At 70.9% G+C, this 12,093-nt stretch carries 13 protein-coding genes; 6 read left to right on the top strand and 7 right to left on the bottom strand.

What is annotated here, in order from left to right; translation table 11 throughout:
• Positions 1 to 7: 7 nt before the first annotated feature.
• Positions 8 to 1,045 carry a hemolysin family protein gene (locus BLW09_RS12465; RefSeq protein WP_089913108.1) on the bottom strand — a complete coding sequence of 346 codons (1,038 nt, stop codon included), beginning with the start codon at positions 1,043 to 1,045 and terminating at the stop codon, positions 8 to 10.
• The gene (locus BLW09_RS12460; protein ID WP_172824348.1) at positions 1,038 to 2,360 is read right to left on the bottom strand and encodes a hemolysin family protein; all 1,323 of its coding nucleotides are present in this window, start codon (positions 2,358 to 2,360) and stop codon (positions 1,038 to 1,040) included. Before BLW09_RS12460 ends, BLW09_RS12465 begins: the two co-directional genes overlap by 8 nt.
• A gap of 229 nt (positions 2,361 to 2,589) precedes the next feature.
• On the opposite strand from BLW09_RS12460, the gene BLW09_RS12455 reads away from it, so the two are divergent.
• Entirely contained in the window at positions 2,590 to 2,967 is a 378-nt protein-coding gene (locus BLW09_RS12455; RefSeq protein WP_089913102.1) for a VOC family protein, read from the top strand.
• A 13-nt stretch (positions 2,968 to 2,980) separates the two neighbouring features.
• On the opposite strand, the gene BLW09_RS12450 is transcribed toward BLW09_RS12455, so the two are convergent.
• Together BLW09_RS12450 and BLW09_RS12445 are read right to left on the bottom strand one after the other, a co-directional pair.
• Positions 2,981 to 4,060 carry an NADH:flavin oxidoreductase/NADH oxidase gene (locus BLW09_RS12450; protein ID WP_089913099.1) on the bottom strand — a complete coding sequence of 360 codons (1,080 nt, stop codon included), beginning with the start codon at positions 4,058 to 4,060 and terminating at the stop codon, positions 2,981 to 2,983.
• Between the two features lie 8 nt (positions 4,061 to 4,068).
• Positions 4,069 to 4,686: an HAD family hydrolase gene (locus tag BLW09_RS12445; protein ID WP_089916849.1), complete on the bottom strand. Its 618-nt coding sequence runs from the start codon at positions 4,684 to 4,686 to the stop codon at positions 4,069 to 4,071.
• An 86-nt stretch (positions 4,687 to 4,772) separates the two neighbouring features.
• On the opposite strand from BLW09_RS12445, the gene BLW09_RS12440 reads away from it, so the two are divergent.
• From BLW09_RS12440 to BLW09_RS12420, 5 genes are all read left to right on the top strand, one after another.
• Positions 4,773 to 5,630 (top strand): ADP-dependent NAD(P)H-hydrate dehydratase, encoded by an 858-nt coding sequence (locus tag BLW09_RS12440; RefSeq protein ID WP_089913095.1) that lies wholly within the window; start codon positions 4,773 to 4,775, stop codon positions 5,628 to 5,630.
• Positions 5,631 to 5,674: 44 nt separating this feature from the next.
• The gene (locus BLW09_RS12435) at positions 5,675 to 7,015 is read left to right on the top strand and encodes a glycosyltransferase 87 family protein (protein ID WP_089913092.1); all 1,341 of its coding nucleotides are present in this window, start codon (positions 5,675 to 5,677) and stop codon (positions 7,013 to 7,015) included.
• A gap of 15 nt (positions 7,016 to 7,030) precedes the next feature.
• Positions 7,031 to 7,339 carry a thiamine-binding protein gene (locus tag BLW09_RS12430; RefSeq protein WP_089913090.1) on the top strand — a complete coding sequence of 103 codons (309 nt, stop codon included), beginning with the start codon at positions 7,031 to 7,033 and terminating at the stop codon, positions 7,337 to 7,339.
• A gap of 1 nt (position 7,340) precedes the next feature.
• Positions 7,341 to 7,580: a hypothetical protein gene (locus tag BLW09_RS12425; protein ID WP_089913087.1), complete on the top strand. Its 240-nt coding sequence runs from the start codon at positions 7,341 to 7,343 to the stop codon at positions 7,578 to 7,580.
• A gap of 127 nt (positions 7,581 to 7,707) precedes the next feature.
• The gene (locus tag BLW09_RS12420) at positions 7,708 to 9,003 is read left to right on the top strand and encodes an MFS transporter (RefSeq protein WP_089913085.1); all 1,296 of its coding nucleotides are present in this window, start codon (positions 7,708 to 7,710) and stop codon (positions 9,001 to 9,003) included.
• A 16-nt stretch (positions 9,004 to 9,019) separates the two neighbouring features.
• On the opposite strand, the gene BLW09_RS12415 is transcribed toward BLW09_RS12420, so the two are convergent.
• The 3 genes from BLW09_RS12415 to BLW09_RS12405 are packed head-to-tail and all read right to left on the bottom strand — an operon-like array spanning position 9,020 to position 12,086.
• On the bottom strand, positions 9,020 to 9,673 hold the full coding sequence (locus BLW09_RS12415) for a response regulator transcription factor (RefSeq protein WP_089913082.1): 654 nt from the start codon (positions 9,671 to 9,673) through the stop codon (positions 9,020 to 9,022).
• 32 nt (positions 9,674 to 9,705) lie between these two features.
• Entirely contained in the window at positions 9,706 to 10,923 is a 1,218-nt protein-coding gene (locus BLW09_RS12410; protein WP_089913079.1) for a hypothetical protein, read from the bottom strand.
• A complete protein-coding gene (locus BLW09_RS12405; protein ID WP_089913076.1) occupies positions 10,920 to 12,086 on the bottom strand; it encodes a sensor histidine kinase in 1,167 nt (388 codons plus the stop codon). The genes BLW09_RS12410 and BLW09_RS12405 overlap by 4 nt, the downstream gene beginning before the upstream one ends.
• Positions 12,087 to 12,093 lie beyond the last annotated feature (7 nt).

Raw genomic sequence — 12,093 nt, 5'->3', positions numbered from 1 at the left:
GCGACTCTCAGCTGCGCCGGGTCGCGTCCTGGACCTCGCCGACCAGCTCCTCGATGATGTCCTCCAGGAACAGCACGCCGGCCGTGGCGCCCTCCGCATCCACGACGCGGGCCAGGTGGCTGCCCGAGCGGCGCATGGTCGCCAGGGCGTCCTCGAGGTCGCTTCCGGCGAAGACGGTCACCAGCCGGCGGATGCGCTTGGCCGGGACGGGGAGCTCGAAGCCGGTCTCCTCCAGGTCGAGAACGTCCTTCAGGTGCAGGTAGCCGGTGGGCTCTCCGTCGGCGTCCGGGACGACGTAGCGCGAGAAGCCGTGCTTGGCGACGGCCTTCTCGACATCTGCGGGAGTGGGGGCGGCCGGAAGGGTCACCAGCGCGTCGAGCGCGACCGCCACATCCCGCACCTTCTTCTCGGTGAACTCGAACGCCGCCGTCAGCGCGCCGGTGCGGTCCGTGAGCACGCCCTCGCGCGTCGACTGCGACACGATGGTCGCGACCTCGTCGAGCGTGAAGGTGCTGGCCGCTTCGTCCTTCGGCTCCACCCGGAAGAGGCGGAGCACCGCGTTCGCGGTCGCGTTCAGGGCGACGATGATCGGGCGGACGGCACGGCCGATCCCGACCAGCGGGGGCGCCAGCAGCAGCGCGGCCTTGTCCGGCATCGAGAACGAGATGTTCTTCGGGACCATCTCGCCGAACACGACGTGCAGGAACGACACGACGACCAGCGCGACGATGAACGCGATGGTGCCGATGACCTCCTCGGACCACCCGGTCGCGTGCAGCGGCACCTCCAGCAGGTGGTGGATGGCCGGCTCCGACACGTTCAGGATCAGCAGTGAGCACACGGTGATGCCGAGCTGCGTCGTGGCGAGCATCAGCGTCGCGTGCTCCATGGCGTACAGAGCGGTCTTGGCGCTTCGCTTCCCGCGCTCCGCCAGCGGCTCGATCTGCGAGCGGCGCGCGGAGATGACGGCGAACTCCGCGCCGACGAAGAAGGCGTTGACCGCGAGCAGCACGACCAGCCAGGCGATTCCGGCCCAGTCACTCATGGGCGGCCCCCTCTCCGTTCGCGCTCTCGGCGACAGGCACCGGATCGGGTGTGTAGCGGATGCGGTCGACCCGGCGGCCGTCCAGGCGCTCGACGCGCAACGTGCCGCCGTCGATCACGACCTCGTCTCCGACCTTCGGCAACCGGCCGAGCTCGTTCATGACGAAGCCGGCGACCGTCTCGTACGGCCCCTCCTCCGGGACGGTGACGCCGGCGCGCTCCTCGAGCTCGTCCGGGCGCAGGATGCCGGGGAAGGTGATCGAGTCGCGTCCGCGGATCACACCGGCTCGGGTCCGGTCGTGCTCGTCCGCGACCTCCCCGACGATCTCCTCGACCAGGTCCTCCAGCGTGGCGATGCCCGAGGTCCCGCCGTACTCGTCGACGACGACCGCGAGCTGGTATCCGCGGGCCCTCAGCTCGCCGAGCAGGGTGTCGAGGCCCATGGTCTCCGGTACGCGCAGCGGGTCGGTCATCAGGGCGGACGCGGGGACCCGGGAGCGCCGCTGCCGGGGAACGGCGACGGCCTGCTTCACGTGGACCACGCCGAGCACGTCGTCGATGTCGTCGCCGATCACCGGGAACCGGGAGTAGCCGGTCTTCCTGGCGAGCTCGCTGACCGCCTGGGCCGGGTCCGTGCGCTGGACGGCTTCGATGCGGGGCCGGGGCGTCATCACGTCGGACGCGGTGCGGCTGGAGAAGGCGAGCGTCCGGCTGAGCAGGGTGGCCGTGTCCTCCTCCAGCACCCCCGCGCTCGCCGAGCGGCGCACCAGCGACGACAGCTCGTCCGCGGTGCGGGCTCCGGACAGCTCCTCCTTCGGCTCGATGCCGAGCAGGCGGAGGAACCCGTTGGCCGTGCCGTTCAGCAGCGCGACGAACGGACGGAACACCGCCGTGAACACGGTCTGGAACGGGATCACCAGCTTGGCCGTCGCGAGCGGGAGGGCCAGGGCGAAGTTCTTGGGCACCAGCTCGCCGAGGATCATCGACAGCAGGGTCGCCACCACGATCGCGACGATCGACGCGATGGGCGTTACGGCGCCCTCCGGGAGGCCGGTGGAGGTGAGAGGACCGCGCAGCAGCGAGCTGATGGCCGGCTCCATCGTGTAACCGGTGAGCAGCGTGGTCAGCGTGATGCCGAGCTGGGCGCTCGACAGATGCGTCGAGGTGATCTTCAGCGCCGCGATGGTCATGGCGAGGCGGGACTCGCCACGCTCACGACGCGCCTCCAGATCGCCGCGATCCAGATTGACGAGGGCGAACTCGCTGGCGACGAAAAGCCCCGTCCCGACGGTCAGCAGCAGACCGACGCCGAGCATGATCCACTCAGAGAGCACGGCCGTCACCTCGCTCGCATCCCAACGGGCTCGATCCGGGCAACGGGCTGGCAGAGGGAGGGTCGTCCATTTGCCCGCAAGTATATCGAGGGGGGATGCGGGAGGACCGTGGATTCCGGGGCGGATTCCCAGGCGGCGTAGACGCGGGATTCCAGTGGCCCCGATACCGGTGCATGCGCGTATGGTGCCGCCTGGATGAAGGAGGATCACCATGTTGGAGTCGTATGTGACGTACTCCGTCCTTCCTGCCTCCGACCTGCAGCGGGCCGTCGAGTGGTACCGCGACAAGCTGGAGCTCGAACCGGAGCGGACGACCGAGGGCGGGGTGCTGTACGGCACCGGGTCCGAAGCGAAGATCTACGTGTACGAGACCGGGAACGCCGGGACGGCGCAGAACACCGCGATGTGCTGGCTCACGCCCGACATCGAGGCCACGATGGCCCATCTGAGGGAGCGGGGTGTCGTGTTCGCGGACTACGACTTCCCCGGTCTGCACACCGAGAACGGGATCGCGACGGACGACATGGGCCGGTCGGCGTGGTTCCAGGACAGCGAGGGCAACTACCTCTGCCTCACGCAACCGGCCTGACCGGCCCCGTCGCTCAGCGCCAGCGGGCGCGGAGGTACTGCGGCGGCCAATAGCCGATCTCGACGCCGAGCTCGTGGGCGGCCCGCAGCGGGAAGTGCGGGTCGCGCAGGAGCTCGCGCGCCAGCATCACGGCGTCCGCCTGGCCGCTCTCGACGATCTCGGCCGCCTGCTGCGGCGAGGTGATGAGACCGACCGCGCTCACATCCACGTCGGAGGTGCTGCGCACGTGGTGCGCGAACGGCACCTGGTAGCCCGGGCTGAGCGGGATGCGGATGCCCGCCTGGATGCCACCGCTGGAGATGTCGAAGAAGTCCGCTCCGGCCTCCTGCGCCCAGGTGGCCACCGTCGCGGTCTGGTCCTCGTCCCAGCCGCCCTCCGTCCAGTCGCTCGCCGAGAAGCGCACGAAGAGGGGCGCGTCCGGCGCCTCCTCGCGGACGGCCGCGATCACGCGCAGCAGGAGTCGCGCGCGATTCTCCAGCGAGCCGCCGTACTCGTCGGTCCGCCGGTTGGATATCGGGGAGAGGAACTGGTGCAGCAGGTAGCCGTGCGCCGCGTGCAGCTCGATCACCCGGAATCCCGCCTCGATCGACCGGCGCGCCGCCGAGCGGAAGTCGTCGACGACCGTGTCGATCCCGGCAGCATCCAGCTCGTCCGGGACATCGAGCCCGTCGAACGCGATGGGCGACGGAGCGACCGTGCGCCAGCCACCCTCCGCCTCCGGGACGGAGCCGGTGCGGCCGTCGAAGCCCCACGCCGGCCACGACGACGCCTTGCGGCCGGCATGGCCGAGCTGGATGCCGGGAACGGCGCCCTGGCACTCGATGAACGCGGTGATCGGCTTCCACGCGTCGCGCTGCTCGTCCGTCCAGATGCCGGTGTCGCGCGGGCTGATCCGTCCCTCCGGGTCGACCGCCGTGGCTTCGGTGAAGACGATTCCGCTGCCGCCGGTCGCGAACGACCCCAGGTGGATCAGGTGCCAGGTGCCGGGGACGCCGGACTCGTCGAGCACCGAGTACTGGCACATCGGGGAGGTCCAGATGCGGTTGCGCGCGGTGACGCCGCGGAGGGTCAGGGGATCGAAAAGAGAGGGCATATGACCATCTAAGCCGCCAGACCGTCCAGATATGCCCGGAGGTCGCTCGGCGACGTGAAGACGTGCCCGGCGATGCCGAGGGCTTCTGCCCCGCGCACGTTCGCCTCCTTGTTGTCGATGAACACCGTCTGCTCCGCCGTCACGCCGAGCTCGGAGAGCACGTGCTCGAAGATCTCCGCGCTGGGCTTGATCGTGCCGAGCTCGCCGCTGACGAACACCTTTTCGAAGAGGTCGCCGAGGGTGCCGTGGCGGAAGTAGGAGCCGAAGTCGCGGCCGGCGTTGGAGAGCAGCGCCATCCGCGTTCCGCCCTCCTTGAGGTCGAGGAGCACCTGGAGCGTGTCGTGGTCGATGGTCAGCCAGCTCCGGAAGTCGGCGAGCCACAGGCGGTGGATCTTCGCATCGCCCCAGTTCTCGCCGAGCTCGCGCTCGATGCCGCGCCAGTACGACTGGATGCTCAGCGTGCCCTGGTCGAGCGCGTCCCTGTGCCGCCAGTAGGCCGGCCAGAACACCTTCGGGTCGCCGCCGGCGAGCTCGGTCAGGGCGGTGCGGTCCTCGTCGGACGGGGTCACCGAGATGACCTCGCCGTAGTCGAACACGATCACCTTTCCGGGGATGCTGATCGCCATGTTCACAACCTATCGTGAGGTCGGTAGGGGTTCGATGGGCCCGGGTCGCGGTGCGCGGCCGACGGGAGCGACGACGGGAGGCGCCGGTGAGCGACTGGCAGAGCTGGGACGAACGGGATGCCGCGGCGTGGATCGCCGTTCCGCAGGAGTCGAGCGACAAGTACTCGCGCGGCGTGCTCGGGGTGGTGACCGGATCCGACCGCTATCCGGGCGCTGCCGTGCTCGGGGTGGAGGGCGCCTCCCGGACCGGGGTGGGGATGATCCGCTACCTGGGCGCCGACCGTCCGGCCGAGCAGGTGATGCGCCGCCGCCCGGAGGTGGTGACGGCTCCCGGGCGCGTCCAGGGCTGGCTGATCGGCTCGGGGATGGATGCGGCGAGCCGCCCGGTCGACGACGCACAGCGCCTGCGCTCGGCGCTGCGTGATGGCACGCCGCTCGTCATCGATGCGGGAGCCCTCGACCTCGTCGGCCGCGCTTCGGCCCCGGTCGTCGTCACGCCGCACTTCCGCGAGCTCGCGACGATGCTCGCGGCCGGAGCGGACGACGACTCCGACGCGGTGACGGCCGACGACATCGCCGCCGACCCAGCCGCGTGGGCGGTCCGCGCGGCCGAGAGCCTCGGTGTGACCGTCCTGCTCAAGGGCCACACGACGTACGTCGTCGCGCCCGGCGGACCGCGCTACGCCGTGACCGCAGGACCCGCCTGGCTGGCGACGGCCGGGAGCGGGGATGTGCTCGGCGGCGTCCTCGGCGCCCTGGTCGCGACGCACGCCCGCGAGATCGACGAGGACGGCCACGCCGCGCTCGCAGCCCTGGCGGCGACAGCGGCCTGGATCCACGGGCGTGCGGGGGAGCGGGCGTCGGACGGCGGTCCGATCGTCGCTCTCGACATCGTCGGGGAACTCCCTGGCGTGGTGCGCGAGCTGGTGCGCGCGGCCGGCTGATCGGTTCAGGGACGCGTCGGGCGCATCCCCTAGGATGTGGCGCTATGGGGATGGATGCGGTGCCGCTGAGCGCCGCGCCGACCCCTCGGGCCGAGGCCGGGCTGCTGCGCCGCGTCGCCTTCAGCCCGCTGTCGCTCTGGATCGCGTTCCTCGCCGTCCACCTGATCATCAGCGGCCTCGCGCTCGACCAGGGCAAGGGCCTCGGCGACGTCTTCCTCGTCTACAAGCCGTGGGCGCAGCTCGCCGCCCAGGGCACCCAGATCGTCGGCGTCGACTCCGACTGGGTGTACCCGTTCGGCGCGATCGTCCCGGTCATGCTCCCTCTGCTGTTCGGCGCGGACGGCTATGTCTGGGCGTGGCTCAACATGGTGCTGCTGCTCAACGCGGCCGCCTTCGCGGTGCTGATCGTCGGCCGGGAGCCGCGCCGGCTGATCGCGGCCTGGTGGTGGCTGGGCTTCCTGCTCCTGCTCGGGCCGATCGCGGTCGGGCGGCTGGACTCGGTCTCGGCCTCCCTCGCGATCGTCGGGCTGCTCTGGCTGACGCTCCACGAGCGGGCGGCGGTCGTCGTGCTGACGGCGGCGACCTGGATCAAGGTGTGGCCGGCGGCGATCCTGCTGGCCGCCGTCGTCGCGCTGCGCTCGCGCTGGCACATCGTCCTCGTCGCCGTGACGACCTCGGCGGTGATCGCGGCCGTGCCGCTGATCTTCGGCGCCGGGTGGCACATCCTGAGCTTCATCACCATGCAGACCGACCGCGGCCTGCAGATCGAGGCGCCGGTGAGCACGTTCTGGATGTGGCAGGCCGCGTTCCACGTGCCGGGCGCCGAGGTCTACTACGACCGGCAGCTGCTCACCTTCCAGGTCAGCGGTCAGGGGACGGCCACGGCCGGAGCCCTGATGAACCCGCTGTTCGCCCTGACGGCGATCGTCGTGCTGCTGATCGGCGTGCGGGCGTACCGGAGGGGAACGCCGTACACGCGCATCCTGCCGGAGCTCTCGCTGGCGCTGGTGACGGCCTTCATCGCGTTCAACAAGGTCGGCTCCCCGCAGTACGTCGTGTGGCTGGCCGCTCCCGTCGTGGTCGGGCTCGTCTACCAGGGCCGCGGTTTCCGCACGCCGGCGGTGCTGGTGCTGATCACCGCTGCGCTCACGCAGGTCTTCTACCCGTTCCTGTACGACTGGCTTCTGGTGCCGGATGCGGGCATGGTGGCCGTCCTGACCGTGCGGAACCTCATGTACTTCGTGATACTGGGCTGGACCGTCGTGGCGCTCTGGCGCCGGCGCCACCGCCAGGAGGCGGCCGGCGACCTGGTCCCGGCCCACGCGTGGCCGTTCCGCTCGACCCCCGGGGCTCACCCCGAACCGGTCGGCGGAAGCGCACGCTGAGAGAAGGAGGAACACATGCTGGTGGCGTTCTCTGTCGCGCCGAGCGGTGGCGAAGGGGCCGACGCGTCCGTCCATGACGCGGTCGCTGCGGCCGTGCGCGTCGTGCGCGAGTCGGGCCTCCCGAACCGGACGGACGCGATGTTCACGACCATCGAGGGGGAGTGGGACGAGGTCTTCGATGTCGTCCGCCGCGCCACGGAGGCGGTCGGCCGCTACGGGACGCGGGTCTCCCTGGTGCTGAAGGCGGACATCCGGCCCGGGTACTCCGGCGAGCTCGACGGCAAGGTCGAGCGGCTCGAGGCCGCCCTGGAGCGGGGCGACTGACGTGGATGTCGACACCCTCCTGCTTCTGCTCTTCGGCGTGTTCGTGCAGTTCGGGCCGTTCCTGATCATCGTCGCGGTGCTGGTGGGCGGCGTTCTGCTCGGCTGCGTCGTCGTCGCCATCGCGGGCGCCGTGCGCGCCGGCGTCTCGGAACCGGAGGAGACCCGCGACGTGGACGTCGCCCAGTTCTTCGAGGAGCAGGCCGCCGAGGCCGCGGCCGCCCCCTCGGCCCCCCGCCCCTAGACGCCACCGGCCGAGATGTCCGCCACATCGCGGTTCTGAGGCGCCCATTCGCGAGATGTGCGCCAAATCTCACTCTGCGGGCGGGGGTGCGGCGGCGGGTCGAAACGATTCGATATAGGCTGAGCGGGTGACCCCGCTTATCGACGGGCCGACGAAGCTGTCGTCGGCCCGTATCCGTCTTGCGCTGCTGGCGCTCGCCCTCGGTGGATTCGGCATCGGATCGACCGAGTTCGTCGCGATGGGCCTTCTGCCCAACATCGCGCACGACCTGCTGCCGCAGCTGTACGCCGCCTCGCCGACCGACGCCAACGCGCAGGCCGGCTGGATCATCTCGGCGTACGCGCTCGGCGTCGTCGTCGGCGCCCCGACGATCGCGGCCGTCGCCGCCCGCTGGCCGCGCAAGAAGCTGCTGCTCTGGCTGCTCGTCGCGTTCACCGTCGGCACCCTGGCGTCGGCGGTCGCCCCGACGTTCCAGCTGGTGATGGTCGCCCGCTTCGTCTCCGCGCTGCCGCACGGCGCCTACTTCGGCATCGCTTCGCTCGTCGCCGCATCCCTGATGGGGCCGGGCAAGCGCGGGCGCGGGGTCGCCTTCGTGCTGTCGGGGCTCACGATCGCGAACGTGATCGGCGTTCCGACCATCACCTGGATCGGCCAGCACAGCGGGTGGCGCATCGCCTACCTGGTCGTCGCGGCCATCTTCGCCCTGACCTTCGTGGCCGTCGCCCTGCTGGTGCCGTGGCAGGCGGGCGATGCGAAGGCGACCATGCGGAACGAGCTGCGGGCGTTCACCCGGCTGCAGGTGTGGCTGGCGCTGCTCATCGGGGCCGTCGGCTTCGGCGGCTTCTTCGCCGTCTACACGTACATCGCCCCGATCGTCACGACCATCACCGGGATGCCGGAGTCGACCGTTCCCCTCGTGCTCGTCCTCGCCGGGCTCGGGATGACGATCGGCAACATCCTCGGCGGCCGCGCGGCCGACCACAGCGTCCGGCGCAGCATGCTGCTGTTCTTCGTGATCCTGCTGGTGGGCCTCGCGGCGCTCTGGCTGACCGCATCCACCGTCGTCGGCCTCCTCATCTCGGTGTTCGTCGTGTCGGGCGCGTGCTCGGCGCTCTCGCCGACCATCCAGACCCGGCTGATGGATGTTGCACGTGACAGCCAGTCGATCGCCGCCGCGCTCAACCACTCGGCGCTCAACATCGCCAACGCCGCCGGTGCCTTCTTCGGCGGCCTCACGATCGCCGCGGGGCTCGGCTATCTGTCGCCGGTCGTCGTCGGCGGGCTCCTCGCGCTCGGCGGCATCGCGCTGGCGCTGATCTCGTTCGGCATCGACCGCTCGCGCATCCGCCGCGGCGTCGCCACCGGCTCGGTCGCGGCTCAGCGGCCGGCGGAGCGGACCCCGGTCTCCGCGCCCATCGACTGACGGACGCGGACGGCCGTCAGTCGTTCTGGAGCAGAATGCCGTCCTGGATGGCGCGCTTGCGCAGGGCGACCTTGGTGCCGACGTCGTAGCCGGCCACACGGTACTTCTCGCGGATGCGCTTGAGGTAGCTCTTGGCGGTCTCGTCCGAGATCCCCAGCTGGAAGGCGACGGCCTTGACCGGCTCGCCTGCGCCGTAGAGCGCCATCACGCGCCGCTCCTGCGCGCTCAGCTTCGGGGCCCCGCCGACCTCGCCGGCGTTGAGCGCCAGGTCGAGCTCGGCCGAGATGAACGACTCGCCCATGCGCGCCGCGCGGATCGCCTCGACGATCATCTCGGCGTCCTCGCTCTTCACCAGGTAGCCCATCGCCCCGGCCGCCAGGGCCTCGCGGACGACCGCAGGCTCCGAGTACGTGCTCATGAGAACGGTGGCGACCCCGGTCGTCTTCAGCGTCGAGAGCTTCAACGAGATCGGGATGTTGTCCTTCAGGTCGAGGTCGAGGAGGACGACATCCACCGGGAACTCGGGATGCGTCAGCAGCTCCGGCCAGCTGGCGACGGCCGCGACCATGCGGATGTCGTCCGCCGCACTGCGGATCCACTCGGTCAGTGCTCCCAGCAGCATCTTGTGGTCGTCGACGATCGCGATCCTGATCGGGGGTTCCTCGCCCATGGGGTGCCTCTCTCTGTATCGAACCGGCTGGATCAGACCAGCTCGGCTGATGTGTCGCTCACCGTGGTGATCTCGATGCGCAGGGTCGAACCCGAGAACGACTCGACGTAGCGGCCCACCTTACGGATAGCTTGCCATGCCGCAGGGTCTACCCCGTTTCGCGGCACACCGCTGGTCGAGATCACGATAGCCATTGTGGCCCCCGGATTGGCGGTACGCGGGTAGGTGCCGACCGGCCGTGTCAGATCCAGGGTGAGCGTGCGCGGCTGGCCGGCTCCGCTCCGGACGGGGTCGCTGATCAGCAGCCAGACGGCGGTGAGCAGTCCGTCGCGCTGATCGCGGCTCAGCCCGGCGGCGAGCCCGTCCGGATCGGTCAGGGTCACCGACGGGCCGAGGAGCGCCGATTCGGTGACGGCGTGGTAGAGCCAGGTCTCGCGGCGGCCCTGGATGAGGTGGAGGCGCAACTCCGTCGCGATGGAGGCCGCGGCGTCCGCGGTGTCCTCGTCGAGCGGCAGCGCCGTGCGGCCGGTGGCGACGCCGTCCAGCAGGCGCTCAGCGGCGAGGTCGAGGCGGGCGAGCTCCTCCGAGGCCAGCATCCCGATGGCGTAGCCGGGCGAGACGACGGTGCTCTGCACCTGGACGAGGTCGAGCTCCAGCTGCACCAGGGTGCGCAGCGACCGCACGATCTGCACTCCGACGAGCGGCGGCGCCACCGCGATGGCCACCGTGACCAGCCCGGGGCCGAGGAGCTGCATGTCCGGCAGCGACCTCCAGACCTCGACGACCGCGAGGACGACGCCCAGCACCGCGGTGGCGAGGACGATGTCGCGCGCCGGGCGGACGGGAACGCACAGCAGAAGGGCCGGCCCGACGGCAGCGGCGGCGGTCAGGGGCACGATGGCGCCGCCGACCGGCCAGGTCCCCGCGATGTCCAGCGCGACCGCGGCCGCCCAGACGCCCAGGGCGCCGAGGAAGAGCCAGGTGGGCAGCTCGTCGGGGAGCCGGAAGCGGAGCACGAGCGCGGCCACCAGCGTCACGGCCATGAGCACCCACGCGGTGACGGTGAAGCCCAGCAGCGGGTACTCGGCGATGTTCAAGCCGAACAGGGTGACCAGGAACGCGATCAGGGCGACCGTGGCCACGTTGAAGCCGAGGTCGAGGCGTGCGCGACCGAGCGCATCCCGCTCGTCCCCGGCGGCGCCGCGTGCCAGCGGGCTGCGCGGAACCGTCCGCTCGTCGACCCCGGTCACTTCGGCACCTCCAGCACGACGGTCGTCCCGCTGCCGGGCGACGAGAAGAGGCGCGCGTTGCCGCCGACATCGCGCAGCCGCGCCACGATCGACTCGGTGAAGCCCAGCCGGCCGGTGTCGATGGATGCGACGTCGAAGCCCTTGCCTGCGTCCGTCACCATCGCCCGCACGTTCGTCTCGTCGTCGGTGATCGTGACGTGCGCCTCGTTGACGCCGGAATGCCTGCGCACGTTCTCCAGGCACTCGCCGAGGGCGAGCAGGAACGCGTCGAGCACGTCGCTCGGGAGCAGCACCTGGCCGGCGCCGTGCCAGTTCACCTCGAGTCCCATGCGGCGGAAGCGCTGTTTCACCGACTCGAGGGTGTTGCCGAGCGTCGACTCCTCCACCGGCTTGAGCTTGTAGTCGCCCGACCGCGCCGGGTCGGGGGTGAAGCCGAGGCGCAGCTGGCGGAGCAGCGCGGCGTCCTCGGCGGCCTGCTCGCGCAGCGCTCCGTGGCTGACGCCGACGCCCGAGTGCGCGAGCAGGGTGAGGGTGGCGAGCACCGTGTCGTGCAGCAGCCGGGCGCTCTGCCGGCGACGCGCCTCGGTCTCGCTCGCCTGGCGCTCCACCCGATAGGCCCGGCTCATCGTCGAGATGCGCTTCAGGGTGCGCGGGACCGTGCGGGCCAGCCAGACGCCCGTCGCGGTCAGGGCGATCCAGCCCGTCACGGTGAAGACGAGGGTCTCGACCATCCGGGAGTGCGTCATCCCGAGCGTCACGCCCTGCGCTGTGACCGTCGCGGCCGCGGCCGCCACCAGCAGCACCAGACGACTGCGCGAGCTCACGCCGACCACGCACACGCAGGCGACGGAGGCGGCGCCGATCACGCTGACCGCACTGATCGCCGACGGCCCGAGTGCGGTCCCCGGCAGCAGGTGGATGAGGATGAGCGCGACGCCCGCGACGACGATGACCCACATCCACAGGGTCAGCCGCAGCAGGCCGGCAAGCTGCCACTGCGCGTAGCCGAGGCACACGATGAGGACCAGGGACGCCAGGTACAGGGGGAGGGGGAGCGAGCCGGGGATGCTCAGGCAGAAGAGCGCCGTGACCGTGGCCGTCAGCCCGACGGTGCGGGCCGTCGCAGCGAGGAGACGATCACGCTCCTTCTGGATGCGCGACATGCCCCTC

The organism is Leifsonia sp. 21MFCrub1.1 (genome assembly GCF_900107895.1).
In the GTDB taxonomy this organism is placed as follows: domain Bacteria; phylum Actinomycetota; class Actinomycetes; order Actinomycetales; family Microbacteriaceae; genus Leifsonia; species Leifsonia soli.
The sequence above is the reverse complement of the archived record's forward strand: the minus strand, read 5'-3'. Positions and strand labels throughout refer to the sequence as shown.

What these genes read in the sequence shown, in the direction of transcription:
- BLW09_RS12415 (WP_089913082.1), bottom strand. Translation starts at nt 9,673, where the DNA reads ATGGGCGAGGAACCCCCGATCAGGATCGCGATCGTCGACGACCACAAG.
- BLW09_RS12455 (WP_089913102.1), top strand. Translation starts at nt 2,590, where the DNA reads ATGTTGGAGTCGTATGTGACGTACTCCGTCCTTCCTGCCTCCGACCTG.
- BLW09_RS12450 (WP_089913099.1), bottom strand. Translation starts at nt 4,060, where the DNA reads ATGCCCTCTCTTTTCGATCCCCTGACCCTCCGCGGCGTCACCGCGCGC.
- BLW09_RS12465 (WP_089913108.1), bottom strand. Translation starts at nt 1,045, where the DNA reads ATGAGTGACTGGGCCGGAATCGCCTGGCTGGTCGTGCTGCTCGCGGTC.
- BLW09_RS12435 (WP_089913092.1), top strand. Translation starts at nt 5,675, where the DNA reads ATGGGGATGGATGCGGTGCCGCTGAGCGCCGCGCCGACCCCTCGGGCC.
- BLW09_RS12460 (WP_172824348.1), bottom strand. Translation starts at nt 2,360, where the DNA reads ATGCTCGGCGTCGGTCTGCTGCTGACCGTCGGGACGGGGCTTTTCGTC.
- BLW09_RS12405 (WP_089913076.1), bottom strand. Translation starts at nt 12,086, where the DNA reads ATGTCGCGCATCCAGAAGGAGCGTGATCGTCTCCTCGCTGCGACGGCC.
- BLW09_RS12445 (WP_089916849.1), bottom strand. Translation starts at nt 4,686, where the DNA reads ATGGCGATCAGCATCCCCGGAAAGGTGATCGTGTTCGACTACGGCGAG.
- BLW09_RS12430 (WP_089913090.1), top strand. Translation starts at nt 7,031, where the DNA reads ATGCTGGTGGCGTTCTCTGTCGCGCCGAGCGGTGGCGAAGGGGCCGAC.